The sequence below is a fragment of the Klebsiella sp. K-Nf6 genome (assembly GCF_002806655.1).
Classification (GTDB): domain Bacteria; phylum Pseudomonadota; class Gammaproteobacteria; order Enterobacterales; family Enterobacteriaceae; genus Klebsiella; species Klebsiella variicola.
The window spans coordinates 1-26,548 of record NZ_PIBN01000007.1 but is presented as its reverse complement, the minus strand read 5'-3'; the positions used below and the strand labels follow the sequence as shown (position 1 = coordinate 26,548).

Below are 26,548 nucleotides of genomic sequence, written 5' to 3'. Positions count from 1 at the left end.
CTATGAGCGAAATCAAGACGCTTGAAATGCCAAAGTGGGGGCTTTCCATGGAGGAAGGCTTGCTCGCTCGATGGGCAATCCAGGAGGGTGACGATTTCACCAGAGGGCAGGAAATCTGTGAGATTGAAACCAGTAAAATCGTCAATGTGCTGGAGGCACCTTTTGCCGGTACATTACGCCGGATAATCGCCCGAGAGGGTGAGACGCTTCAGGTTGGAGCCGTGCTGGCTCTGGCGGCTGACGCTTCGGTCAGCGATGCTGAACTGGACGAATTCGCTGCCAGTCTGGCGACGGTGAAACCCGCAGTCCCTGCCGCGCCGGACGTAGCGGCACAGGCAGGGGGGAAGCCACCTTCCGCTGTTGCGCCGCCATCCAACAACCCCGTGGCCCCCATTGGGCAGACGGTCATCCCCGTCAGTCTGCAAGGTGTGACCGATGTGACTCAGGTTAATGCCACGCCCCATGCGTTACGACTGTCCGCCCGCTGGGGTGTCGACCTGAAAAAGGTCCACGGCAGCGGACGCGGGGATCGTATCTCTGTTTCTGATCTGGAAAGCGCGATCGTTGCCGCCGGCGGTCGCCTGGCCTCTCCGACGCCCCCCGTTCGTCCCAGCAAAGCGCCCCGCTCGCATGCCGATGATAGCCAGGTATCGGCCACCCCGCTGGCGCGCCGCCTGGCCGGCAAACTGGGTATCAACTTGCATGACTGCCGAAGCAGTGGTTCACGTGGTCGGGTGAGTCGCGATGATGTGCTGGCTGCGGCGTTGTTGCTCGACGGGCACCCGCCGGTCAGCCCTGTGCAGGAGAGTGCCCCGGCACCCTTTGAGAGCATCCCCATGTCCGGTATGCGGCGGGCTATCGCTTCTCGTCTGCAAACGTCCAAGCAACAGTCTCCCCATTTCCGTTTGAGTGTCGATCTCGATCTGGAACGACTGTTAGCGTTTCGTCAGGAAATTAACCGCGAAGTACCCGGCGTCAAGATTTCGGTTAACGACCTGCTGGTGAAGGCTTGTGCCCTGGCGCTGGTGGCCGTGCCAGACGTCAACATCCAGTTTGATGAAGCGACACAAAGTATCCGCCGCTTTGCGGATGCCGACATTTCAGTGGCCGTTGCGCTGCCTGACGGGCTAATTACCCCTATTGTTCGCTCAGCGAACCGGAAATCGATCAGCGACATATCGGCCGAAATTCACGCCCTGGTGACCAAAGCTAAAGCGGGCACGCTGAAGCCGGAAGAGTTCCAGGGAGGGACCTTTAGCGTGTCAAATCTGGGTATGCTCGGTGTACGGCAGTTTGACGCCATCATCAATCCACCGCAAAGCGCAATCCTCGCCATTGGCACCGGCGAGATGCGGGCGGTAGTACGCGATGGGCAAATCGTCGCGCGCCACCAACTGACGGTATCGCTATCCTGCGATCACCGGGTCATTGATGGGGCGGCAGGTGCAGCTTTTCTCCGGGAACTCAAGCGACTGACTGAAACCCCTACCCTAATGTTTATCCAGGAGACGAGCTATGCACGATAATTACGATGTGCTGATCATCGGCGGGGGTCCTGGAGGGTATGTTGCCGCCATCCGTGCCGGCCAGCTAGGACTTCGTACCGCCTTAGTGGAAAAACAACATCTGGGCGGCATCTGCCTGAACTGGGGATGCATTCCAACCAAGGCGCTGTTGCATGGCGCTGAGGTCGCGCACAGTATCACCCATGCCAGTCAGTTGGGCATCAGCGTGGGTGAGGTGAATGTCGATCTGCAGAAACTGGTGCAGTTTAGCCGTGCCGTTTCGCAACAGCTCACCGGCGGGGTTGAGTATCTGTTGAAGAAAAATGGCGTGAGGGTAATTGATGGTACCGCGCGGCTGCGCGGTAAGGGACAAATAACGGTAGCGGATGCCCGGGGGGAAGCGCACGATTACCGGGCCGATCACGTGATCCTGGCCACGGGCGCCCGACCACGCGCATTACCAGGCATAGAGCCAGATGGCGAACATATCTGGACCTATTTCGAGGCACTACAGCCTAAGCGATTGCCCAGGTCGCTATTAATCATCGGTTCAGGCGCGATTGGCGTCGAGTTCGCCAGCCTTTATAACGATCTGGGCTGTAAAGTGACGCTGGTCGAGCTAGCGTCGCAGATTTTGCCAGTGGAGGATGCCGAAGTGTCAGCGGCGGTGCGTAAGTCATTCGAAAAGCGCGGGATTCAGGTCCATACCCAGACCCAGGTGACGCAAGTCCAGCTCACCGATACCGGGGTGCGCTGTACAATGAAAAATACGAGCGCCGAATCTTTCCTGGAAGTCGAACGTGTGCTGCTGGCGGTTGGCGTACAGCCGAATATTGAAGATCTGGGGCTGGAAGCACTGGGCGTCGAGTTAGACCGCGGTTTTATCAAGACGGATGCGGCTTGTCGCACTAACGTATTTGGGCTTTATGCCATCGGCGATGTAGCCGGCCCGCCGTGTCTGGCGCACAAGGCCAGCCACGAAGGCGTGATCTGCATTGAGACACTGGCTGGTGTCGAAGGCACCCACCCGCTTGATCGCGACTATGTGCCCGGTTGCACTTATGCCCGGCCCCAGGTTGCCAGTCTGGGCCTGACGGAATCGACGGCCCTGGCCAGGGGACGGCCCGTCAGGATCGGTAAGTTCTCTTATCAGAGCAATGGTAAGGCGCTGGCCAGCGGCGAGACAGAGGGTTTTGTGAAGACCATTTTTGATGCTGAAACCGGCGAGTTGCTGGGCGCGCATATGGTTGGCGCACAGGTCACGGAACAGATCCAGGGATTTGGCATCGCCCGTCACCTGGAGGCCACAGATGAAAGTCTCCTGTCGATGATCTTTGCGCATCCGACACTTTCCGAAGCGATGCATGAATCCATACTCGCGGCCTGTGACCAACCGTTGCATCAATAAAAAATAAGGGAGGCGATAGCGTCGTGATACGGAGTAAGTTGCCCGTTATCCCTCCTGCACTCCCTGGCAGAAGATCCACAACAACGGTTACGGCAGGATCTATTGATCTGAAACGCTAAACGCCATGCGTAAATTCTGTATGTTTAGTAGACAACCAAACGACAGGAGGGGTGATCTATGACACAGCACGAAAGGTTTTGCCAGGCCTGCGGAATGCCGATGTCCGCACCTGATGCGCAAGGGGCCAGCGATAAATATTGCGCGTATTGCAGCGACAGCGACGGTAATCTGAAATCCTGGGAAGAAGCCGTATCCGGTCTGGCGGCTTTTCTCGACTCCTGGCAAAAGGTGGGCGTAGCGGAATCACGGAAACGGGCAAAACGTTACCTGACGGCGATGCCTGCCTGGGCGCACAAAGCGGACGAGTAATTTGCCCGGGCGGCAGGAAGAAACCATCCCGGGGACAGACCGCCATGCCGACAACATTGCTATAGCGTTTTCGTACGCCATCCGGACAGGAATAAATGCGCGTTTGTGGATGACGACCTGCAGGCTGGAGCATGCATGGATGCGTTCTTCATTCGGATGAAATAAACGCCTGGCGTTCTCCCCCTTGTCCGGATGCGTTATTGCCTGGTTTTTAAAGGTTCTGTTTCTGTATTTAACCCAGCACTTCTCATGGAATACAACATATTGATGTGATGAATCTCTCATTTCAACGATACCAACTGGACAATAAGTTATCGCGTGTGTTAGTTATTTAATCACACAAGAGAACAGATTTAATTTAAAAAAGTTAAACCTTTCTCACCTTGCTAAAAAATTGCATTGATAATGCTTTGGATCCCTGAACCATTATCAAAAGGGTATGTGAACAGAAAGCCCTCAGAGACGCGAGTCTCTGAGGGCTTTTTTTTGTTTTTTATCTCAGGAGTAAATAAATGTCTAAAGAACGTCGTCTCTCAAGAATATTCGCAAAAGACGGTAAATCCGTGACCTTAGCGCTGGATGGCTACTATTTTTCCACGAAAACAAATGGTATTGATAATACGATAAATCAGCTCCCTGCTCTGGTGGAACACGGCCTGGATTGCGCGCTTGTCACGTACGGCATGTTGAAGAATTATCGGGAAGCACTGAACAGCGTTCCCGTTGTGTTACGCGTCGACAGCACGGTGAGTATCTTTGACAATACCGTTCCCGATACTACCCCCGTTTTTTCCGTCGAAGATGCGCTTAAAGTCGCTGCCGAGGGCGTGGTCTGCATGACCTTCCCCGGCGCCTTCAATGAAGAAAAAACCCACATTATGGCGATGCAACTCGCGCAAGCAGCGGATCGCTGGAACGTACCGCTGATTGTCGAATCGCTCCCGTATGGTTATCCCGTCACCAGCGATGACTCTAACAATCCGGCCATCATCGCTGCATCGGCCCGCGCAGCGGTGGAGCTGGGTGCGGACGTCATCAAAACGCGTTTTACCGGTTCACCAGAGGACCGACTGATCGTTGAAGCTGCTGGCGTGCCGGTGCTTGCCTTAGGGGGGCCAAAAACCGGCATCGATGGTTACTTCAAATTTGTTCAGCACTGTATGCAGATGGGTGCGAAAGGCGTGGCTGTGGGACGAAACATTACCCAGGATCCGCAGCCGGCGAAAGTGGTAGCAGGCCTGAATGCCATCATCCATGAAAACGCAACAGCGGAAGATGCATACAGCCTCTACATGGCTAAATAACATCGGAAATTAATATGATTTCAAATAACACCATCATCCCTTCCATCAGGAAGTATAAATACTTTGAGAAAGCATTATCCTGCCAGTCAGAATATGTGCTGCTATCCGAAGCGAATATCGGCAATCTGCAGTCGCTGATTGGCAAATGCCATCAAAGCGGTAAGAAGGTTCTCGTTCACCTTGAATTACTGGGCGGCTTCAAACCGGATCAGGCGGGGATCAATCTACTGAAAAATTATTACAAGGTTGATGGTGTTATTTCTTCCAATCTCTCCGCGCTACGCTACGCCAAAAAAGAGGGATTGCTGACCGTATATCGGGTTTTACTTATCGATTCGCGATCGCTTGATCAGTCGCTCGATATTGTTAAACACAGTCCACCGGACGCAATTGAAATCTTACCTGCTGAATATGCCTGCCAGTGTCTGGAGTTGATTAGCCGAAATTTGAAAGGCTTTGATGTGGTATTCATCGCCGGAGGCTTTGTTAAGCGCAAATACCTTGTAGATAAAATATTCCATGCCGGATTTAAAGGGATAACCACCAGCGAGCCCGGTTTATGGTAACCAATAAGGAGTCCACGCGAATGAAAGATGAATACGTCATGGGCATCGACAATGGTGGAACCGTCACCAAGGCAGCCATCTATGACCGTAAAGGACAGGTGCTCGCCATCGCCGCAAAATCCACGCAGATGCTGACACCCCGGGAATTCCACACAGAGCGCAGTATCGATGAGCTGTGGGCCGCTAATGTCGAGGTGATTAAAAAGGCGATTGAGCAGTCAGGTATCGACGCCAGCCAGATAAAAGGAGTGGCCGTCACCGGTCATGGTAACGGTCTGTATCTGGTTGACGAAGAAGGTCACCCGGTGCGTAACGGCATTATATCCACCGATAGCCGGGCAAAAGAGTACGTTGAGAGATGGCAACGCTCGCCAGAATTCCTTACCGACATTTTGCCAAAAACAATGCAGTCCATCTGGGCCGGACAACCTGTCGCCCTGCTGGCATGGCTGAAGGACTTCGAGCCCGAGACGCTGCAAAAAGCGCGTTATATTTTTATGGTCAAGGACCTGATCCGTTTTTACCTGACCGGAGAGGCTTTTCTTGAGCTGACCGATATCTCAGGGACCAACCTGATCAACGTACGTGACTGCAAGTATGACGATGAACTACTGGCATGGTGGGGACTTGATGAACTGCGGGATAAATTGCCCCCCATCAAACGCTCAACAGAATACTGCGGAAAAATCACTGACGACGTGGCCCGTCTGACCGGTTTATGCGCAGGTACGCCGGTTTCTGGCGGGGTGTTTGATATCTCGGCCTCTTCCATTGCCTCGGGGATTAACAGTCTCGATAAGATGGCGATCGTCACCGGCACCTGGAGCATAAACGAATACGTTACCGACCACCCGGTTATTGATAAAGATCTGTTTATGACCTCCATTTATCCCATTGAGGGTAACTGGCTCATCACCGAGGCCAGCCCTACCTCCGCGAGCAACCTGGAGTGGTTTATTAACAACTTTATGGAGAGCGATCGGAAAACCTCCGCCGAACAAGGATCGTCGGTCTATGACCTGTGCAATAAGCTGGTTTCGTCAACGACGCCGGATGAAAGCCACCTGCTGTTCTTTCCGTTCGTGTTTGGCTCTAACACCATTCCCGACGCCTCGGCCGGCTTTATCGGTGTAAACAGCTTTCATAAAAAAGCCCATTTTCTGCGGGCGATTTATGAGGGCGTGGCCTTCAGCCATCTCTACCACACCGAGCGCTTACGCAATATTAACCCGAAGCTAAGCCGCACAATTCGTATTGCTGGCGGTGTCACGAACTCCCCGGTCTGGCTGCAGATATTCGCCGATATCTTCCAGGCCACGCTGGAAATCGTTGACGTCAAAGAGCACGGAACCCTGGGTACCGCGATGACCGCCGCCGTCATGGTGGGCTGGTTTGCAGAGGTATTTGCTGCCTCAAACGAAATGGTCCATGTCTCACGCACCGTCTCCCCTAATCCGGAAAGCCACCGGGTCTACCAGACCAAATACCAGCTTTATAAAAACCTGTTATCAGAAATGCAGTCGCCGTGGAAAAGCTGCAGCAACTACATCGCGCACTAAGTGAGGAAAAAATGGATCTGAATTTAACGAATCGTACGGCCATCGTGACAGGCGGCGCAACCGGCCTGGGGAAAGAGTTTGTTCTTTCTCTCGCCAAAGAAGGCGTCAATATCTGCTTTACCTATATGCGTGAGGAAGAGTGTCCCGAACGGCTGATCGAAACGGTGAAGGCCAGCGCGAATGTAGAGATCATCGCGGTTAAAACCGATCTCTCTGACGAACAGAGCCGGGAAAATCTGTTTGCCACCTGTATCGACAGACTGGGCAAAGCCGACATTCTGGTGAATAACGCCGGGATCTGGCTGAGCGGCTACGTCACCGAGATCAGCCCGCAGGACTGGGATCTGGTGATGAATGTCAATCTGAAAGCCATCTTCCATCTCAGCCAGCTGTTTGTAAATCACTGCCTGCAGCATGACCAGATGGGCAGCATTCTGAATATTACCTCGCAGGCTGCGTTCCATGGCTCCACGACGGGACATGCGCACTACGCGGCAAGTAAGGCCGGCCTGGTTGCCTTTGCTATCTCACTGGCGCGGGAAGTCGCCAAACAAAAAATCAATGTGAACAATATCGCCGTCGGGATCATGGATACTGCGATGATCCGTAAGAACATTGAGCAAAACCCTGACTATTACGTCAGTCGTATTCCGGTGGGCCGCGTGGCCCAGCCTCAAGAAATTGCCGACATCGGTGTCTTCATGGTTTCTCCTAAGACCAGCTATATGACGGGAGCAACTCTGGACGTTACCGGCGGTATGTTGATGCGTTAATCTAGGGAGAATCATTATGAAATGTCTGGCAATTGCCGATCTGTTTATCAATGCAGCAATGATGGAATCAGGACTGAAAGCACTCAGGGATAAGGGGATTGAAGTAGAAGTACGCGAGTGGTCACATGACTCTATTGAGAAACTTCAGGAAGATAATTTGCGGGTTGAACAGGAAGGAGCAGAAGCCGTGGCCTTACCGGAAGCACTGCTTCAGGGAACGGATGATATTGACATCCTGATCACTCAGTTTGCCCCCGTCAATACTGCGGTGTTCGATAAACTACCAAAGCTGAAATATGTAGGCGTGCTCCGCGGTGGCGTGGAAAACGTGAATCTTCAGGTGGCGAACGCCCGGGGCGTTGAGGTGATGAACACCCCGGGGCGTAACGCTCGCAGCGTCGCCGAATTCACGGTCGGCATGATCCTGGCGGAAATGCGCAATATCGCCCGTTCACACGATGCCCTGCGTGACAAATACTGGCGTAAAGACAGCCCGAACCATCAGGCGATCCCGGAGCTTGGCGGAAAAGTCGTGGGGCTGGTTGGCCTCGGTCATATTGCCCAACTGGTCGCGGGATTTCTCAGCGGCTTTGGCACGGAGATTATCTTTTACGATAAGTACGTTGCAGGCCATGAACGTTATGAGAAAGTCGATTCTCTGGACGAACTGGTACAACGCGCCGACGTTATCTCGTTACATGCTCGCCTGACGCCGGAAACCGAAAATCTGATTAACGCACACCATTTCGCGCTGATGAAGCGCAGTGCCATCATTGTTAACACAGCACGCTCCGGGTTAATCAATGAAAAAGAGATGATTGATGCGCTCAGATCCGGGCAAATCATGGGCGCCGCGCTTGATACGTTTGATGACGAGCCGCTTCCTGACGACAGTGAATTCTATACTCTGAATAACGTGACCATTACGCCGCATATTGCCGGGAGTACCATTGACGCATTCAGTAATTCGTCCAAACTCTTCGCTGAGATCCTTTTAAAGAAACTCAGTTAAATACTAAAAGAACCATTAAAGGTATTAACAGGGCCCAATGGGCACGGGTTTACTCGTGCCCAATTCGCCCGCCTTTTAAGGAATCATTATGGATATTATCAACAGCATTATTAGTCTGGGGGCATCAGTAATGATGCCAGTAATATTCTTTATTATCGCGCTTTGCTTTGGCGTTAAAATCGGTACGGCATTTAAAGCAGGGATGCTGGTAGGCATTGGTTTTGAAGGGGTGGGGCTGGTGATTGGCCTGCTGCTGACAAACCTGGGCCCGGCATCGCAGGCGATGGTTGAGCGTATCGGCCTGCAGTTAACGGTCGTTGATACCGGTTGGCCTACCGCATCGACCATTGGCTGGGGTTCACCGCTGATGCTGCCCGTCGTGGTGGGCTTTATCGTCATCAACCTGGCCATGCTTCTGTTGAAATTAACCAAAACGGTGAATATCGATATTTTTAACTACTGGATCTTCCTGATCATGGGGTCCGTGGTCTATGCCGGAACGGGAAATTACTGGCTTTCGGTCGGTATTACATTCGCTATTTTTGTGTTGACGCTATTGGCGGCAGATTTAACGGCTCCGTATTTACAAAAAAACTATAATCTAAAAGGGATATCATTCCCACATCTTACCTGTATAGCTTACGTGCCGTTTGGCATTGCCTGTAATTACATCATTGATAAGATCCCGCTTATCAATAAAATCAATTTCGATCCGGAAAGTATTAATAAAAAATTCGGCGTTTTTGGCGAGCCTCTTACCCTGGGGTTTGTGCTGGGACTGCTGTTGGCCTTCCTGGCTGGATATGACGTTTCCGCTGCCGTTTCACTGGCCATTAAGGTTTCAGCCGCCATGCTGCTGCTGCCTAAAATGATTGAAATTCTGGTGCAAGGATTGTTGATTGTCCGTGATGCCGCTGAAGCAAAACTGAAGGCTAAATTCCCGGGGCGCGATTTTTACATCGGGATGGATACAGCGTTATTGATCGGGGAACCTTCGGTACTGGCGACCGGTCTGCTGTTAATCCCTATGGCTGTGGTGCTGTCTATCATTCTGCCCGGCAACCGCGTACTGCCCTTTGTCGATCTGGCTTCATTAATGTTCCTGCTGGCAATGGTCACGCCGTTCTGTAAACGAAATATGTTCCGCATGTTCATAACCGGAACCCTGATCGTGACCAGCATCCTGTATGTCGGGACGGACATTTCGCAAGAATACACTCAGGCGGCGGTGAACTCGCATATTCCGGTGCCGGAAGGGATGGCCGAGATCACCAATATCGTCGGCGGCGCCACGACGCCTGTCGGCTGGCTGGCCGTCAAATTTGGCGAGTTTTTTAGCGCCACACCTTAGTACAAGGCCACTCAAGTAAACAGAGGGCAAACTGTTGCCCTCTGTTTCTTCCTCTTATTCTGTGCGCTGAATAGCTGGCTCAGCTAAGCCCCTGGTTTGAACATCTGACCAGCGCGTCCGCCCCCTGCGCGGCGAGGTGGCTCATTTCTTTTGCGCCCCCTCACGTTTTCAACCCAACCTGCTATGCTCCTTCTTTCCCTGTTCTCTGGAGATCTCAATGCTGACCATCTGGGGCCGAAAAACCTCCTCTAACGTGCAGGCGCTGATGTGGTGTGTTGGCGAGCTTGGGCTGGACTATCTCCGGTTCGATGTGGGGCATCGCTATGGCGGTACCGACAGCGAGGCGTTTTATCAGCTCAATCCTAATCGCACGGTGCCAGTGCTGCAGGATGGCGATAATCCGCCGCTGTGGGAAACGGGTGCGATCCTTCGCTATTTAGCCAGTCGCTACGCCGATGACGCCTTCTGGCCGGGCGACCTGCTGGCTCGCACTGAGATTGATCGCTGGGCCGAGTGGTCAAAGCAGAATATCGCCCTCGGCTTTACGGCGCCGGTGTTCTGGCGCGTGGTGCGCACGCCTGCCGCCGAGCGGGATCCGCAGGACATCGCCGCGGCGGTGACGGCTCTGGAGCAAAAGCTGGCGATTGCCGAGACGCGTCTCGCCGGCAGTCGCTATCTGGTGGGCAATACGTTCACCCTGGCCGACATCCAGTTTGGCCATGTGCTGTACCGCTACTTCGCTATCGACATCACCCGTCATTCCCTCCCCCATCTGGCGGCTTACTATGCACGGCTAACCGAACGACCTGCCTTTCGCCAACACGTCATGGTCAGCTACGACGAACTGAAGGTCTGAAGGTGGTCGGTAGCGCCTTACGACGCTACCGACATACCGGTTAACGCGCCATCAGAACAAACACGCCCCAGCCGAGATATTCCCGGGTCCAGGTGACATGGTGCAGCGGCGCGGTGGTCAACTGCTGGCGAACCTCCGGCGCGAAGTCATCGTGCGGATTGGCCTCCAGCCAGCGGCGCATCGTCAGCCATTTCGCCGCTTCATAACGATCCCAGCCCTCCTGGTCGGCCAGCACCATCTCCACCACGTCATAGCCCAGTTCGCCAAAGTGGGCGACCAGCGCCGGCAACGTCAGGAAGTCATCAGGCGACTGCGCGCCGCAGGCAACCGCCTCTTCCGCCGTGGCCGGACGTTTACGCCACCATGGCTCGCCGATCAGCAGCATGCCGCCGGGCCGCAGGCTCTGCTTCAGCAGTTCAAGCGTGCCGGCCACCCCGCCGCCGATCCACGTGGCCCCCACGCAGGCGGCAATATCGCACGGCTGGCTGGCGACATATCCGCTGGCATCCTGATGCACAAAGGTTACCCGGTCGCTTACCCCGAGCGCTTCTGCACGGGCGGTCGCCTTCTGGCTGAACAGCAGGCTCATGTCCACGCCGGTGCCGACGATCTGATGATCGCGCGCCCAGCTACAGAGCATCTCGCCGGAGCCGCTGCCGAGGTCGAGAATGGCGGTGCCCGGCGCCATCCGCAGCGCCCGTCCCAGGGTGGCGTACTTTTCCGGGGTAAAAGGGTTATGAATACGGTGTTCGCTTTCACTGATAGTAAAAATGCGAGGGATATCGATCATGGGTGTTTCTCCTTGAGAGCCATACGCCCGGGCAGCGACACTGCCCGGGTCGCTGTATCAGCGGTTGTCCGCCTGCGCGCGAACGTTATTCAAACCAGTGGTGTTGATCCGGTACGGCTGGCCGTTCACCGACTTAATCAGCTTTTTGGTTTTGAGCTTTTTGAAGACCGCGAGGGTGCAGTCGTTCAGCAACAGCCCTTCACGGGTGTAGCATTCGACGGCGGTAATGCGGCCGGAGGTATCGCGGACGTGCGCAATACGGCCACCTTTGGCGAGAACGTGTAAGGTACGTTGTTCCTGACGGGATAAATTCATACTGAAACCTGTTCATTATCATGTGCGAAAACATGCCTACACCCGCAGGTGTGTGCGTAAGGTTTAAGCGCAGCGATAATCAGTCCGGCCTGGGCAGGTCGGGAAACTGATTATCTGATAATGACATTCTCCAGCATCGAAGCCTCAGTGAGCATTGAAAGGTATTTACCGGCTGAATACTAACACCCTCATTTGGTAAGGACATTGTGCAGATTAAAAACTGTGACCGGTATTACGATTTACCCTCAGCCTTCCCCGCATTTTGCGCTTTCCGCCACCCGCTCTGTTCCTCAACGTTAACCACCACCTTATCTCCCTCCCGCATTGTTAAATAATTGTTGTCAGATCACAAAATAGAAACAAAAAGGCCATTTCGTACGCATTTTATAAAAATGTAGATATTTTTAATTTATGGCTACGAAATGAACATCACCCTGACCTTACAGCGAGGAACGATCCTGATGAACGCCCTGACCGCAGTAAAACCGACACCCGCATCATTAGCCCAGCAATACCCTGGCTTTTCCTTCGCCCCTTCCGCCCAGTCGCCGCGCTTGCTGGAACTCACCTTTTCCGCCGAAACAACCTCCCGGTTCCTGCAGCAGGTCGCGCAGTGGCCAGTGCAGGCGCTGGAGTACAAATCTTTCTTACGCTTCCAGGTCGGCAAGATCCTCGACGATCTGTGCGGCAACCAGCTGCAGCCGCTGCTGATCAAAACATTGCTCGATCGCGCGGAAGGCGCGCTGCTGATCAACGGCGAAGGCATCGATAACGTCAGCCAGGCCGAGGAGATGGTCAAGCTGGCCACCGCCGTCGCGCATCTGATTGGCCGTTCCAACTTCGACGCCATGAGCGGCCAGTATTACGCCCGCTTTGTGGTGAAAAATGTCGATAACTCAGACAGCTACCTGCGCCAGCCGCACCGCGTGATGGAGCTGCACAATGACGGTACCTATGTCGAAGAAATTACCGACTACGTGCTGATGATGAAGATCGACGAGCAGAACATGCAGGGCGGCAATTCCCTGCTGCTGCATCTCGACGACTGGGAGCATCTCGACGAATTTTTCCGCGACCCGCTGGCTCGCCGCCCGATGCGCTGGGCTGCGCCGCCGAGCAAAAACGTCAGCAAGGATGTTTTCCACCCGGTGTTCGACGTCGATTCGCTGGGCCGCCCGGTCATGCGCTATATCGACCAGTTCGTCCAGCCGAAAGATTTTGAAGAAGGCACCTGGCTGAGCCGCCTTTCCGACGCGCTGGAGACCAGTAAAAACATTCTTTCCGTGCCGGTGCCGGTGGGTAAATTCCTGCTGATTAACAACCTGTTCTGGCTGCATGGCCGCGACCGGTTTACGCCGCACCCGGACCTGCGCCGCGAACTGATGCGCCAGCGCGGCTACTTTGCGTATTCCACGAATCATTACCAGACTCATCAATAAGGGTTCTCAGGCGAAGGAATTGAGCGGATGTATGATTTCGTGATTATCGGCGGCGGCATCATCGGCATGTCGACCGCCATGCAGTTAATTGAGATTTACCCGGACGCGCGCATTGCGCTGCTGGAAAAAGAGTCCGGCCCGGCCTGCCATCAGACTGGCCACAACAGCGGCGTGATCCACGCCGGGGTGTATTACACCCCCGGCAGCCTCAAGGCGCAGTTTTGCCTCGCCGGCAACCGCGCCACCAAAGCCTTTTGCGAGCAGAACGGCATCCGCTACGACGTCTGCGGCAAAATGCTGGTCGCCACCTCGCCGCTGGAAATGGAGCGGATGCGCGCCCTGTGGGATCGCACCGCCGCCAACGGCCTGCAGCGCGAGTGGCTAAGCGCCGGGGAGCTACGCGAGCGGGAACCGAACATTACCGGGCTCGGCGGGATCTTCGTCCCTTCCAGCGGCATCGTCAGCTACCGCGACGTGGCGGCGGCAATGGCGAAGATCTTCGAATCGAAAGGCGGAACGATCGTCTACGACGCCGAAGTCAGCGCCCTGAAAGAACATGCCAGCGGCGTGGTGATCCGCACCCGCCAGGGCGGCGAATATGAGGCCTCGACGCTGATCGCCTGTTCCGGGCTGATGGCCGATCGGCTGGTGAAAATGCTCGGCGTCGATCCCGGCTTTATCATCTGTCCGTTCCGCGGCGAATATTTTCAACTGGCGCCGCAGCACAACCAGATCGTCAATCATCTGATCTATCCGATCCCCGATCCGGCGATGCCGTTTCTCGGCGTCCACCTGACCCGCATGATCGACGGCAGCGTCACCGTCGGCCCCAATGCGGTGCTGGCCCTCAAGCGCGAAGGCTACCGCAAGCGCGATATCTCGCTGGCCGATACCCTGGAGATCCTCACCTCGCCCGGCATTCGCCGGGTACTGCAAAACAACCTGCGCTCCGGACTGGGCGAAATGAAGAATTCGCTGTGCAGAAGCGGCTATCTGCGGCTGGTGCAAAAATACTGCCCGAGCCTGACGCTGAGCGATTTACGCCCGTGGCCGGCCGGCGTGCGGGCGCAGGCCGTCTCGCCGCAGGGCAAGCTGATCGACGATTTTCTCTTCGTCACCACCGCGCGTTCGATACATACCTGCAATGCGCCATCGCCGGCGGCCACCTCCGCTATCCCGATCGGAGCGCATATCGTCAGCAAGGTACAGACCCTGCTGGCCAGCCAGAGCAACCCCGGACGCACGCTGCGTGCGGCACGTAGCGTGGAGACACTACACGCCGCTTTTACCCGTTAACCCCCTTAAGACAGGAAGCGATTATGCAACTCAACGATATGACACTGTTTCGCCAGCAGGCGCTGATCGATGGTCAGTGGCGCGATGCCCCCAATGGCGATGTGATTGCGGTGACCAACCCGGCCAACGGCGAGCAGCTCGGCAGTGTGCCGAAAATGGGCGCCGACGAAACCCGACAAGCGATCGAGGCCGCTAACCGCGCCCTTCCCGCCTGGCGCGCCCTGACCGCCAAAGAGCGGGCGAACATTCTGCGCCGCTGGTTCGATCTTATGATGGAAAACCAGGACGATCTCGCCCGCCTGATGACCCTCGAGCAGGGAAAACCGCTGGCGGAAGCCAAAGGCGAAATCAGCTACGCCGCCTCCTTTATTGAGTGGTTCGCCGAAGAAGGTAAGCGCATTTACGGCGATACCATTCCCGGCCATCAGGCCGACAAACGCCTGCTGGTGATTAAGCAGCCCATCGGCGTTACCGCCGCCATCACCCCGTGGAACTTCCCGGCGGCGATGATCACCCGTAAAGCGGGCCCGGCGCTGGCCGCCGGCTGCACCATGGTCCTGAAACCGGCCAGCCAGACGCCGTTTTCCGCGCTGGCGCTGGCCGAACTGGCCAATCGCGCCGGGATCCCCGCCGGGGTGTTCAACGTGGTTACCGGCTCAGCCGGCGCGGTCGGCGGCGAACTGACCAGCAATCCGCTGGTGCGCAAGCTCTCCTTTACCGGCTCGACCGAAATTGGCCGCCAGCTGATGGAGCAGTGTGCGAAAGACATCAAAAAAGTCTCCCTGGAACTCGGCGGCAACGCGCCGTTTATCGTCTTTGACGACGCCGACCTCGATAAAGCCGTCGAGGGGGCGCTGGCGTCGAAGTTCCGCAACGCCGGGCAGACCTGCGTCTGCGCCAACCGACTGTATGTGCAGGACGGGGTGTATGACCGTTTCGCTGAAAAACTGCAGCAGGCGGTGGAAAAACTGCGCATCGGCGATGGCCTGCAGGATGGCGTCACGACCGGCCCGCTGATCGACGAGAAAGCCGTCGCCAAAGTTGAAGAACATATTGCCGACGCCATCGCCAAAGGCGCGAAGGTCGTCACCGGCGGCAAACCGCATGCTCTGGGCGGCAACTTCTTCCAGCCGACCATCCTGGTCAACGTTCCCGACAGCGCCAAAGTGGCGAAAGAGGAGACCTTCGGCCCACTGGCGCCGCTGTTCCGCTTTAAGGATGAAGCCGACGTCATTGCCCAGGCCAACGATACCGAATTCGGCCTCGCCGCCTATTTCTACGCCCGCGATCTGAGCCGCGTCTTCCGCGTCGGCGAAGCGCTGGAGTACGGCATCATCGGCATCAACACCGGCATTATCTCGACCGAAGTCGCGCCGTTCGGCGGCGTCAAGGCCTCCGGCCTTGGCCGCGAAGGGTCGAAGTACGGCATCGAAGATTATTTAGAAATCAAATACATGTGTATTGGCCTTTAACAGGAGCGATGGATGAACAGCAATAAAGCAATGATGGCGCGTCGCAGCGATGCGGTGCCGCGCGGCGTCGGCCAGATCCACCCTATCTTCGCCGAACGCGCGGAGAACTGCCGGGTATGGGACGTCGAAGGCCGGGAATATCTCGATTTTGCCGGCGGTATCGCGGTGCTGAACACCGGCCATCTGCACCCGCAGATTGTCGCCGCCGTCGAAGACCAGTTGAAAAAGCTGTCGCATACCTGCTTTCAGGTACTGGCCTACGAGCCTTACCTGGCGCTGTGCGAAAAGATGAACCAGAAGGTGCCCGGTGATTTCGCCAAGAAAACCCTGCTGGTCACCACCGGGTCGGAAGCGGTGGAGAACGCGGTGAAAATCGCCCGCGCGGCAACCGGGCGCAGCGGCGCCATCGCCTTCACCGGCGCCTATCACGGCCGTACTCATTACACCCTGTCGCTAACCGGGAAAGTGAACCCGTACTCCGCCGGTATGGGGTTAATGCCGGGCCACGTCTACCGCGCCCTCTACCCGTGCGCGCTGCACGGCGTCAGCGATGACGAGGCGCTCGCCAGCATCCATCGCATCTTCAAAAATGACGCCGCGCCGGAAGATATCGCCGCCATCATTATCGAGCCGGTGCAGGGTGAAGGCGGATTCTATGCCGCCTCCCCGGCCTTTATGCAGCGCCTGCGCGCCCTGTGCGACGAGCACGGCATTATGCTGATCGCCGATGAGGTCCAGAGCGGCGCGGGCCGTACCGGCACGCTGTTCGCCATGGAGCAGATGGGCGTGGCAGCAGATATCACCACCTTCGCCAAATCCATCGCCGGCGGTTTCCCGCTGGCGGGCGTCACCGGACGGGCGGAAGTCATGGACGCTATTGCGCCGGGCGGATTGGGCGGCACTTACGCTGGCAACCCCATCGCCTGCGCCGCCGCCCTGGCGGTATTGCAGATTTTCGAGCAGGAGAACCTGCTGGAAAAAGCCAACCAGCTCGGCGACACCCTGCGCCAGGGCCTGCTGGCGATTGCGGAAGATCATCCGGAGATCGGCGACGTTCGCGGCCTCGGGGCGATGATCGCTATTGAGCTGTTTGAAGAGGGCGACCACAGCAAACCCAACGCCAGGCTCACGGCGGATATCGTTGCCCGCGCCCGCGACAAAGGCCTGATCCTGCTCTCCTGCGGGCCGTACTACAACGTGCTGCGCATCCTGGTGCCGCTGACCATCGAAGAGGCGCAGATCGAGCAGGGTCTCAAGATCATCGCCGACTGCTTTACCGAGGCGAAACAGGCATAAAACTGCACACATGCGGAAGCGAAGTACGTTCGTAAAGGAATGAAGACGAGACCTGCAAAACAACAATAATACGCGTGCCCCGGCGCGGGAATGTCGGGGCGCTCTCCCAGGTGACACACTTCGAGAGGGTAAATGATGGGGCAACTGTCGCAATCACAGGATTTAGGGGCGGGGCTGAAGTCGCGCCACGTCACGATGTTATCTATCGCCGGGGTGATCGGCGCGAGTTTATTTGTCGGTTCCAGCGTCGCCATTGCCGAAGCGGGCCCGGCGGTGCTGCTGGCCTATCTGTTTGCCGGGCTGCTGGTGGTGATGATTATGCGTATGCTGGCCGAAATGGCCGTCGCCACCCCGGATACGGGCTCCTTTTCCACCTACGCCGACAAAGCCATCGGCCGCTGGGCGGGGTATACCATCGGCTGGTTGTACTGGTGGTTCTGGGTACTGGTTATTCCGCTGGAAGCCAATATCGCGGCGATTATTCTGCATTCGTGGGTGCCGGGCGTCCCGGTGTGGTTGTTCTCGCTGGTCATCACTCTCGCCCTCACCGGCAGTAACCTGCTGAGCGTCAAGAACTACGGTGAATTCGAGTTCTGGCTGGCTATCTGTAAAGTCATCGCCATTCTGGCCTTTATCGTGCTGGGTGCCATCGCCATCACGGGCTTCTATCCCTATGCCGAAGTGAGCGGGATTTCGCGTCTGTGGGATCACGGCGGCTTTATGCCGAACGGCTTCGGCGCAGTGCTGAGCGCGATGCTGATCACAATGTTCTCCTTTATGGGCGCGGAGATCGTCACCATTGCCGCCGCCGAATCGGATACCCCGGATAAACACATCGTCCGTGCCACCAATTCCGTTATCTGGCGCATCTCTATCTTCTACCTGTGCTCCATTTTCGTGGTGGTCGCCCTGATCCCGTGGAACATGCCGGGACTGAAGAGCGTGGGGTCCTACCGCTCGGTGCTCGAGCTGCTGCATATTCCCTACGCGAAGCTGATTATGGACGGCGTGATCCTCCTGTCGGTCACCAGCTGTCTGAACTCGGCGCTGTATACCGCCTCGCGGATGCTCTACTCCCTAAGCCGCCGCGGTGATGCGCCGGCCATCATGGGCAGGACCAACCGCAGCAAAACCCCGTACGTGGCGGTGCTGCTCTCCACCGGCGCGGCGTTCCTCACCGTGGTGGTAAACTACTACGCCCCCGCCAAGGTATTTAAATTCCTCATCGACAGCTCCGGCGCCATCGCCCTGCTGGTCTATCTGGTGATCGCCATTTCTCAGCTGCGGATGCGCAAAATCCTGCTGGCGCAAGGGGGGGAAATTCGTCTTAAGATGTGGCTCTATCCGTACCTGACCTGGCTGGTGATCGCCTTTATCACCTTCGTGCTGGTGGTGATGCTGTTCCGTCCGGCGCAGCAGCTGGAGGTGATCTCTACCGGGCTGTTAGCACTGGGAATTATTTGTACGGTACCAATTATGTCGCGCTGGAAAAAGCTGGTATTGTGGCAAAAACTGCCGCTGCAAAATACGCGTTAACCCTGTTCCCGGCGCCTGCCGGGAAGAGTATTCAGGAGTAAGAACATGACCGCCATTCCCCAGGCGACGGCCATTGACGGGTACCGTTGGTTGAAAAACGACATCATCCGCGGGGTCTACCAACCCGATGAGAAGCTGCGGATGAGCCTGTTGACGTCGCGCTATGAGCTCGGCGTCGGGCCGCTGCGGGAGGCGCTCTCGCAGCTGGTGGCGGAAAGGCTGGTGACGGTGGTTAATCAGAAAGGCTATCGGGTGGCGCCCATGTCGGAGCAGGAGCTTCTCGATATCTTCGACGCGCGCGCCAACATGGAAGCCATGCTGGTGCGCCTCGCCATCGAACGCGGCGGCGACGAGTGGGAAGCCGAGCTGCTGGCCCGCGCCCATCTGCTCAACAAGCTGGAGTCCTGTGACGCCAGTGAGCGCTTACTCGATGAATGGGACCAGCGCCATCAGGCGTTTCACACCGCCATCGTCGCCGGCTGCGGCTCCCAGTATCTGCTGCAGATGCGCGAAAGGCTGTTCGATCTGGCGGCGCGCTACCGCTTCATCTGGCTGCGCACCACCGTGCTGTCGGTGGAGATGCTGGAAGACAAGCATGTTCAACACCAGACCCTGCTGGACGCCATTCTGGCGCGCGATGCCGAGCAGGCCAGCGCATTGATGCGCGAGCACTTACTGACCCCTATCCCGATTATTCAGCAGGCGATGGCCGGCAAGCTGTCGCCGCAGGCAGGGTGAGTCAGATGGTGGGGTTGAAATTACGGGTATGGCGGCACGCTCCTCCACGCCGCACGGGCGTGGAGAAATCGTATCCGTAGATCAATCAGGCCCGCAGGCGAACCGGTTCGCTGAAATCGTCGGCCGGTTCCAGCTTCAGATTAAAGGTGGTCAGCAGCGCTGCCGCGCGCTCGTGGAACTCGCGCAGCGTTTTTTCCAGTCTCTCGCTCACTTCCGGGTCGTCAATGTCGACCGCCTGCCATGAACCTTCTTTATTGAACAGGCCAAACTGGTAGCTGTAGGTGAAACGTGACTCTTGTGCTTCCATTTCCATCCACCAGCCCCAGAATTCACGCTTCTCCGGCGCGGGCTTAACATTGACGCAAACTGCCAGGCAATCGAAAAAGAAACGGTTGTCATGGCACTGCTCTTCGCGAATGTAAGGCCCTAGCGCCGTGAATTTCTTGATCAACTTACTTTTCAGGTGTCCACTCGGTAACGTCATTGCGATCTCCTTTAGTGATGCAACTGTTTTACCAAACCAATAGAATTTAGCAATAAATTAACCAAATCTATGATTGATCCAGCGGGCGATCTGTCGCAATGCGTGATCAAAATTGCGATACACCGGGTTAAACGGGATCTCCAGCAGTTTGCCATCGGCAGATGACGAAGTGATTAACCGCGACTCTTCTTCGGGGCTGAACGGATCGTCCTTCCAGAAGCCGGAAAGCATCGGCGTCGGGCAACGGCGCCCCAGCAGTCCCTGGGTTTTTAACGAGTAGCGGTTGAGCTCCACGCGCAGCGCTTCATCGGACGCGTCATGCATGCCCAGCCGCGAGGCCAGCACGTCAAGATACATCTCCGGCACGCGCCCCTGATGCAGGGGATCCACCAGCAGACCATGAACGACCGGGCCCAGACACGCCACAGCCTTCAGCCGCTGCGGCTCCAGGTAACCCAGACGGACCGCGATATTGGCGCCAAAGCGGAAGCCAAAGGCCGCGACCCGGGTATGATCGACCCACGGTACATTTTCCAGATGGCGCAGCGCGTGCTGGTGCAGCAGGCTGGTGTCCTGATTCAGCGTCCATTTTGACGAGAAGCCGATGGAAGGCATATCGATCGTCAGCATGGCAATGCCGAGCGGTGAGAAGTAATTCTCATACAGGTTGTAATAATCCGTCTGCAGCGAGTCCAGCCCCCCGCACATCAGCACCGTCGGAAACGGCCCATCGCCTTTTGGCGTATGCAAAAAGCCGGTTATTGGCGAACCGCCAGGGATGGTGAACTCCAGCTCGCGCAGCGAGCCCGGCAGCCGCTGGGCGGCTTCTTCATACGCCCGGTTGGCTAAAGCCTGCGCCTGTTCGGCCAGCTCATCGCCTTTAATATGCGGATAAGCGGCAATGCTATACAAGTTCGATGCATGCAACCAGTGGCGGCCGCTCAGCAAAGGATCGGCTTCCTGCCCGGCCTTTTGCTGCCACTGCATGGCCTCTTTCGCCCACTCAAAGATCCAGTTGCCGCCGCGATAGCCGATAACGGTATCGAACAGCTCTGGATCCGTTCGTTCGGCCTCGCTCATCACAATACGCGCTTGCACATCGAGGATCTCCTGCGGGGTCACGCCGCGCCAGATCCACATCAAACGGTTGATCAGACGGTACCAGTGATCGACGTGATTGCCGCTTAGCGCCGACTGCATCGCCGGGGGCTTTCCGGCAGAAAACCGACGCACCAGCGTAGAGGTTTCGGGATGTTTGAAGCGAGGTTTAAACAGCGTTTCGCTGAGGTTAGCCTGTGACATGTGCAGTCTCCGTCGTAGTGCCACTCCTGTTATTGTAACCTGCTAAAGGATAAAAAAAACCACGCCCGGCAAGCCGGGCGTGGTAAATAGCACTGTCCTGAAGAATTAACGACCTGCGATAGGCGGTACAAAGACCACGCCCATATCCCACGGCTGTTCAATCCAGGTATCCTGAGGAATATCAACAACGTAATCATCCACCAGCGGGCGGCCTGCCGGCTTGGCGAAAATAGTGACAAAGTGCGCTTTTGGATACATTTCGCGGATCGCCACGGCGGTACCGCCGGTATCCACCAGATCGTCGATGACGATAAAGCCTTCGCCATCGCCTTCCGCACGTTTCAGCACTTTCAGCTCGCGCTGGTTATCATGGTCGTAGCTGGAGATGCATACGGTATCAACATGACGAATGCCCAGTTCACGCGCCAGTAAGGCTCCCGGTACCAGTCCACCGCGGCTGACGGCAATAATGCCTTTCCATTGCTCAACCGGCAGCAAACGGCTGGCCAGTTTGCGGGCGTGAATCTGCAACATGTCCCAGGTGACGACGTATTTTTCGCTCATGTGAAGTGTCCCAGCCTGTGTAATACGGCTTAAATAATGTTCGAGGGGGAAAATGGTTGCGCGAGATTATAGAGATCTGACGCACTAAAAACCAGTGTTAAGCGGTTTGCGCAACGCTTTTTGCGTTGTTTACACTACCTGCGGCGGTGGAAAGTGGTATTCTCAACCTCATCGCGCAAGCCCGGGCTTGTTGTGTATTTTATTGCTAACCCTCGTCCTGCAACCGCTGTATGCAGGAGTTTGTAAGGAGACTTACCGTGTCTGAACTGTCTCAACTATCCCCGCAGCCGCTTTGGGATATTTTTGCCAAGATTTGCTCCATCCCGCACCCGTCCTATCACGAAGAACAGCTCGCCGAGCACATTATGGGTTGGGCAAAAGAAAAAGGCTTACACGCGGAACGTGACCAGGTTGGCAACATTCTGATTCGTAAAGGCGCGACTGCCGGTATGGAAAACCGCAAGCCGGTAGCGCTGCAGGCGCACCTCGATATGGTGCCGCAGAAAAACAACGACACCGTCCACGACTTCGCCAAAGATCCGATTCAGCCGTACATTGACGGCGAATGGGTGAAAGCACGCGGCACCACGCTGGGCGCGGATAACGGCATCGGGATGGCGTCCGCACTGGCGGTGCTGGCCGACGACAGCGTCGCTCATGGCCCGCTGGAAGTGCTGCTGACCATGACCGAAGAAGCCGGTATGGACGGCGCGTTCGGTCTGCAGGCCAACTGGCTGCAGGCGGATATCCTGATCAATACCGACTCCGAAGAAGAAGGCGAAATCTACATGGGTTGCGCCGGCGGGATCGATTTCACCTCTAACCTGGCGCTGACCCGCGAAGCGATTCCGGCCGGGTTCCAGAGCTTTAAAGTAACCTTAAAAGGGCTGAAGGGCGGCCACTCCGGCGGTGACATTCACCTGGGTCTGGGCAACGCCAACAAGCTGCTGTCGCGCTTCCTCGCCGGCCACGCCGATGAGCTGGATCTGCGTCTGGTCGATTTCAACGGCGGTACGTTGCGCAACGCCATCCCGCGTGAAGCATACGCTACCGTCGCCGTCGCCGCGGATAAAACCGATGCGCTGAAAGCGCTGGTGAATACTTACCAGGCGCTGCTGAAAAACGAGCTGGAGGCCAAAGAGAAGAACCTGGTGGTGCTCCTGGAAGCGGTCGATAACGACAAAGCGGCGCTGACTCAGGCTTCCCGCGACGGTTTCATCCGCCTGCTGAACGCCACGCCGAACGGGGTTATCCGCAACTCTGACGTGGCGAAAGGCGTGGTGGAAACCTCGCTGAACGTCGGCGTCGTCACCATGACCGATGACAACGTGCAGATCCACTGCCTGATCCGCTCGCTCCTCGACAGCGGCAAAGACTACGTGGTCAGCATGCTGGATTCTCTGGGTAAACTGGCAGGGGCGAAAACCGAAGCCAAAGGCGCTTACCCTGGCTGGCAGCCGGACGCCAACTCGCCGGTAATGCATCTGGTGCGCGAAACCTATCAGCGTCTGTTCAACAAGACGCCGAACATCCAGATCATCCACGCCGGTCTGGAATGCGGTCTGTTCAAAAAACCGTATCCGGAGATGGACATGGTCTCCATCGGGCCAACCATTACTGGTCCGCACTCCCCGGATGAGCAGGTACATATCGAGAGCGTCGGCCAGTACTGGACGCTGCTGACCGAGCTGCTGAAAGCCATTCCGGCTAAATAAGCACCACAACCGGCGGCGGCCCGCCGCCGGTTTTCCCCCGCATCACCTTAGCGCCACGCGTTTTTCCATCCGGTAGTTAATAAACCACTCCCCGCGCGCCGCCACCCGCTGTTCCGCCACCATGTCAAAACCATGGGCCGTAAAACAGGGCTTTGCGGTAATGCTCGCGTCCACCGTCAGGATTTGCTCAGGATACTGAGCGCAGAGCGCTTCGATAAGCGCGCCGCCGATACCCTGCCGGGCGTGATCCGGCGAGACAAAGAGCAAATCGATATGCGTCCCGATGGCGGTGATAAAGCCAACCGGTTGATTGTTGACCACGGCCACCCGCCCGATTGAGTCAGCCAGCTTTTGCCGCCAGCGCGTCTCATCCACCTGTGCCCAGGCCGCAATCTGCGCCGGGGTATAGTCCCGGCTCGCCGTTTCCTGCACCGCGCGCAGGAAGACCTCGCAGAGCATGGGCAAATCGCTGTCACGGTAAGGACGAATGTGCATGGTTAAATCCCTAATAAAAGCTGCCTTTCCAGCTGCGGATCGAGCAGCGTCACGTGGAGTCCAACCAGACGCACGCCCCGTCCGCCGCGGCGCTCATCCCAGGCTTTGTGGGCGGTGGCAATCAGATCTTCTTTGTTCAGCCGCGGCCAAACGTGCTCCTGGGTGGTCTGCTGGAAGTCATTGAATTTCAGTTTAATGCCCTGGCGGGCGATCAACAGGTCCGGTTTGACCTTTGCCAGCCGGCGCTCCAGCTCGGGATAGAGGTTTTCGATAATCGCTTCGCACGCTGACCATTCGTGGATATCTTCCACTAACGTCCGCTCCACGCCCACCGATTTACGTTGCCGGTCGTTATGGATTTCGCGCTCATCAATCCCGTGGCTGCGCTCCCACAGAATACGCCCGAATTTTCCGAAACGCTTGAGCAACATGACCAGATCGCTGTTCTGCACATCGCCACAGGTACGCAGGCCCATATTTTCCAGCTTCGCCGCCGACACCTTTCCGACGCCGGGTATTTTCGCCAGCGGTAACGCCCGCACAAACTCAGCCACCTGATGGGGAGCGATAACGAACTGGCCGTTGGGTTTATTCATATCGGAGGCGATTTTGGCGAGAAACTTCACCGGCGCCACGCCCGCCGAGGCGGTGAGATGCAGCTCCCGTTCAATGGTCTCGCGGATCTCCTGAGCCATCAGGGTGGCCGAGCCATGACAATGCACGCTGTCGCTGACGTCAAGGTAGGCTTCATCCAGCGACAGCGGCTCAATACGCGAGGTATAGCGGGAGAAAATTTCGCGGATATGGTTCGAGGCTTCTTTGTAAGCATCAAAGCGGCCGGGAAGCAGCGTGAGATGCGGGCACAGCTTGAGCGCCGTCGCCGTCGGCATGGCGCTGCGCACGCCAAACTTGCGCGCAGGATAGTTCGCGGTACTAATCACGCCACGCTGTACCCGACTGCCGCCTATCGCAATGGGAATATCGCGCAACGCCGGGTTGTCGCGCATCTCCACCGCCGCAAAGAAACAGTCCATATCGACATGGATAATTTTACGCATCGTCAGACTCAACACTGTATACCCATACAGCATAGCAAAAACTGCGCGCCAGTTTGATGCTTTTTTTACTGCGGTAGTCAAAAAAACGCTGACAACATAAAAGTGCAATAAATCATGTTTATTTTCATAACGTTAATCAACAAACCTGAAAGATACAATCATGAAGAAACGACTCACCGCCCTTTGCCTGCTGGCCACCAGCAGCGCTTTAGCTAACCCACAGCTGATTGCCCACCGCGGCGGTACCGGCGATGCGCCGGAAAATACCCTGCCGGCCATTAAACTGGCGCTGGAGAATAACGCTGAGGCCATTTGGGTCACGGTGCAGTTAAGCCGCGACGGCGTACCGGTACTCTACCGTTCAAGCGATCTTTCCGCCCTGACCAACGCCGAGGGTAAGGTCACCAGCTTAACCGCCTCCGAGCTGGCGAAAGTCGATGCCGGCTGGAAATGGGGGGATGACAGCCACCCGTGGCGCGGTAAGCAGGCCACGATCCCGACCCTGCAAAGCGTGCTGCAACAGTGGCCGTACACTTTTTTCTATATCGATATCAAATCTCCGGATGCCGATCCGGTGGTGATGGGCGAACGCCTGCTGGCGGTGTTAAAAGCCACCGACAGCCTCGATCGCGTGCGGGTCTATTCCACCGATGACCGCTATATCGCCGCCCTGCCATCGGCTATTCCCCGCTTCGTCACCCGCAGCGAGACTCGCACTAAACTTGCTACTATTTCACTCAGCCACCAGTGTCAACAGAGCAGCCAGAGCAATGGCGATAAGTGGTATGGGCTGGAGCTGAAGCGCAAGGTGGAGGTAGTGGAGAAGTTTACCCTTGGCGAAGGGATCTCCCCGGCAACGCTCACCTGGGATAAAGAGGCGATGGATTGCTTCCGCTCGCAGGGCAAAGCGCACATTATTTTCTTCGGCATCAACAGTGCGGAAGACTATCGCACGGCGAAGGAACTGGGCGCCGACGGGGTGATGGTGGATTCCCCCGCGCAGGCGAAAAGCTGGCAGTAAGGGAGTCAACGGGTAACAAAGGCCGCGAAAGCGGCCTCACGTTGCGGGCATGTTGTTGCCGGGTGGCGGCTGGCGCCTGACCCGGCCTACGGTCCCAAATCACCGCCGGGCCAGAAGCTGCTGAAACTGCCGGTGCTGGCGGCCTCAACATCGCTGAGACGTTCCCGGAAGGTCGGGGCAGCCCGCATGGATGCGGGCTGAGGGCCGTGTTTTGCACGGACGCTGCCTCGGCCCGACCCGAAGCCTGCAGGGATAAGTCGAAGG

Annotated in this window: 25 protein-coding genes; 18 read left to right on the top strand and 7 right to left on the bottom strand. The window is 56.7% G+C overall.

Annotated features, from left to right (window positions below):
* Nucleotides 1-2: 2 nt before the first annotated feature.
* The 10 genes from CWM61_RS13505 (at nt 3) to CWM61_RS13455 (ending at nt 10,763) form a co-directional block, all read left to right on the top strand.
* The gene (locus CWM61_RS13505) at nt 3-1,526 is read left to right on the top strand and encodes a 2-oxo acid dehydrogenase subunit E2 (protein WP_100631394.1); all 1,524 of its coding nucleotides are present in this window, start codon (nt 3-5) and stop codon (nt 1,524-1,526) included.
* A complete protein-coding gene (gene lpdA, locus CWM61_RS13500; RefSeq protein WP_100631393.1) occupies nt 1,516-2,913 on the top strand; it encodes a dihydrolipoyl dehydrogenase in 1,398 nt (465 codons plus the stop codon). The genes CWM61_RS13505 and lpdA overlap by 11 nt, the downstream gene beginning before the upstream one ends.
* Nucleotides 2,914-3,090: 177 nt before the next feature.
* Nucleotides 3,091-3,342: a zinc ribbon domain-containing protein gene (locus CWM61_RS13495; protein WP_023288528.1), complete on the top strand. Its 252-nt coding sequence runs from the start codon at nt 3,091-3,093 to the stop codon at nt 3,340-3,342.
* 512 nt (nt 3,343-3,854) lie between these two features.
* Nucleotides 3,855-4,646: a class I fructose-bisphosphate aldolase gene (locus CWM61_RS13485; protein WP_002889868.1), complete on the top strand. Its 792-nt coding sequence runs from the start codon at nt 3,855-3,857 to the stop codon at nt 4,644-4,646.
* A 14-nt stretch (nt 4,647-4,660) separates the two neighbouring features.
* Nucleotides 4,661-5,212, top strand: coding sequence for a glycerol-3-phosphate responsive antiterminator (locus tag CWM61_RS13480; protein WP_002889866.1), 552 nt, complete (start codon nt 4,661-4,663; stop codon nt 5,210-5,212).
* Nucleotides 5,213-5,232: 20 nt separating this feature from the next.
* Nucleotides 5,233-6,771 carry an FGGY-family carbohydrate kinase gene (locus CWM61_RS13475; RefSeq protein WP_100631392.1) on the top strand — a complete coding sequence of 513 codons (1,539 nt, stop codon included), beginning with the start codon at nt 5,233-5,235 and terminating at the stop codon, nt 6,769-6,771.
* Nucleotides 6,772-6,782: 11 nt separating this feature from the next.
* Entirely contained in the window at nt 6,783-7,544 is a 762-nt protein-coding gene (locus tag CWM61_RS13470) for an SDR family NAD(P)-dependent oxidoreductase (RefSeq protein ID WP_012542779.1), read from the top strand.
* 16 nt (nt 7,545-7,560) lie between these two features.
* The gene (locus tag CWM61_RS13465; protein WP_100631391.1) at nt 7,561-8,556 is read left to right on the top strand and encodes a 2-hydroxyacid dehydrogenase; all 996 of its coding nucleotides are present in this window, start codon (nt 7,561-7,563) and stop codon (nt 8,554-8,556) included.
* Nucleotides 8,557-8,644: 88 nt separating this feature from the next.
* The gene (locus tag CWM61_RS13460) at nt 8,645-9,907 is read left to right on the top strand and encodes a PTS galactitol transporter subunit IIC (protein WP_100631390.1); all 1,263 of its coding nucleotides are present in this window, start codon (nt 8,645-8,647) and stop codon (nt 9,905-9,907) included.
* Between the two features lie 217 nt (nt 9,908-10,124).
* A complete protein-coding gene (locus tag CWM61_RS13455; RefSeq protein WP_100631389.1) occupies nt 10,125-10,763 on the top strand; it encodes a glutathione S-transferase family protein in 639 nt (212 codons plus the stop codon).
* Between the two features lie 40 nt (nt 10,764-10,803).
* On the opposite strand, the gene CWM61_RS13450 is transcribed toward CWM61_RS13455, so the two are convergent.
* Entirely contained in the window at nt 10,804-11,553 is a 750-nt protein-coding gene (locus CWM61_RS13450; protein ID WP_100631388.1) for an SAM-dependent methyltransferase, read from the bottom strand.
* A 57-nt stretch (nt 11,554-11,610) separates the two neighbouring features.
* Nucleotides 11,611-11,868, bottom strand: a complete 258-nt coding sequence (locus CWM61_RS13445) for a YjhX family toxin (protein ID WP_008805277.1) — start codon at nt 11,866-11,868, stop codon at nt 11,611-11,613.
* Between the two features lie 461 nt (nt 11,869-12,329).
* Here CWM61_RS13445 and glaH point away from each other — a divergent pair, with 461 nt between their 5' ends.
* The 6 genes from glaH to csiR all read left to right on the top strand — a co-directional run bounded on the left by glaH (nt 12,330) and on the right by csiR (nt 19,645).
* Nucleotides 12,330-13,307: a glutarate dioxygenase GlaH gene (gene glaH, locus CWM61_RS13440; RefSeq protein WP_100631451.1), complete on the top strand. Its 978-nt coding sequence runs from the start codon at nt 12,330-12,332 to the stop codon at nt 13,305-13,307.
* Between the two features lie 27 nt (nt 13,308-13,334).
* Nucleotides 13,335-14,603, top strand: a complete 1,269-nt coding sequence (gene lhgO / locus CWM61_RS13435) for an L-2-hydroxyglutarate oxidase (RefSeq protein WP_100631387.1) — start codon at nt 13,335-13,337, stop codon at nt 14,601-14,603.
* Between the two features lie 23 nt (nt 14,604-14,626).
* Nucleotides 14,627-16,075: an NADP-dependent succinate-semialdehyde dehydrogenase gene (gene gabD, locus CWM61_RS13430; RefSeq protein WP_004204664.1), complete on the top strand. Its 1,449-nt coding sequence runs from the start codon at nt 14,627-14,629 to the stop codon at nt 16,073-16,075.
* 12 nt (nt 16,076-16,087) lie between these two features.
* Nucleotides 16,088-17,371, top strand: coding sequence for a 4-aminobutyrate--2-oxoglutarate transaminase (gene gabT, locus CWM61_RS13425; RefSeq protein ID WP_100631386.1), 1,284 nt, complete (start codon nt 16,088-16,090; stop codon nt 17,369-17,371).
* A 135-nt stretch (nt 17,372-17,506) separates the two neighbouring features.
* The gene (gabP, locus tag CWM61_RS13420; RefSeq protein WP_074386820.1) at nt 17,507-18,907 is read left to right on the top strand and encodes a GABA permease; all 1,401 of its coding nucleotides are present in this window, start codon (nt 17,507-17,509) and stop codon (nt 18,905-18,907) included.
* A 45-nt stretch (nt 18,908-18,952) separates the two neighbouring features.
* On the top strand, nt 18,953-19,645 hold the full coding sequence (gene csiR, locus CWM61_RS13415; protein ID WP_061155660.1) for a DNA-binding transcriptional regulator CsiR: 693 nt from the start codon (nt 18,953-18,955) through the stop codon (nt 19,643-19,645).
* Nucleotides 19,646-19,730: 85 nt separating this feature from the next.
* Here the strand turns inward: csiR and crl are convergent, their stop codons facing one another.
* From crl to gpt, 3 genes are all read right to left on the bottom strand, one after another.
* Nucleotides 19,731-20,129 (bottom strand): sigma factor-binding protein Crl, encoded by a 399-nt coding sequence (gene crl / locus CWM61_RS13410; RefSeq protein ID WP_004178681.1) that lies wholly within the window; start codon nt 20,127-20,129, stop codon nt 19,731-19,733.
* A 57-nt stretch (nt 20,130-20,186) separates the two neighbouring features.
* Nucleotides 20,187-21,431: an esterase FrsA gene (frsA, locus tag CWM61_RS13405; RefSeq protein ID WP_061155661.1), complete on the bottom strand. Its 1,245-nt coding sequence runs from the start codon at nt 21,429-21,431 to the stop codon at nt 20,187-20,189.
* A 105-nt stretch (nt 21,432-21,536) separates the two neighbouring features.
* Nucleotides 21,537-21,995, bottom strand: coding sequence for a xanthine phosphoribosyltransferase (gene gpt / locus CWM61_RS13400; protein WP_002889733.1), 459 nt, complete (start codon nt 21,993-21,995; stop codon nt 21,537-21,539).
* A 257-nt stretch (nt 21,996-22,252) separates the two neighbouring features.
* On the opposite strand from gpt, the gene pepD reads away from it, so the two are divergent.
* Nucleotides 22,253-23,710, top strand: a complete 1,458-nt coding sequence (gene pepD / locus CWM61_RS13395; protein WP_074386791.1) for a cytosol nonspecific dipeptidase — start codon at nt 22,253-22,255, stop codon at nt 23,708-23,710.
* Nucleotides 23,711-23,752: 42 nt separating this feature from the next.
* Here the strand turns inward: pepD and CWM61_RS13390 are convergent, their stop codons facing one another.
* Complete coding sequence (locus CWM61_RS13390; RefSeq protein WP_074386792.1) at nt 23,753-24,205, bottom strand: GNAT family N-acetyltransferase; 453 nt, start codon at nt 24,203-24,205, stop codon at nt 23,753-23,755.
* Nucleotides 24,206-24,207: 2 nt separating this feature from the next.
* A complete protein-coding gene (dinB, locus tag CWM61_RS13385; RefSeq protein WP_100631385.1) occupies nt 24,208-25,263 on the bottom strand; it encodes a DNA polymerase IV in 1,056 nt (351 codons plus the stop codon).
* Between the two features lie 160 nt (nt 25,264-25,423).
* Here dinB and CWM61_RS13380 point away from each other — a divergent pair, with 160 nt between their 5' ends.
* Nucleotides 25,424-26,284 (top strand): glycerophosphodiester phosphodiesterase family protein, encoded by an 861-nt coding sequence (locus CWM61_RS13380; RefSeq protein ID WP_100631384.1) that lies wholly within the window; start codon nt 25,424-25,426, stop codon nt 26,282-26,284.
* Nucleotides 26,285-26,548 lie beyond the last annotated feature (264 nt).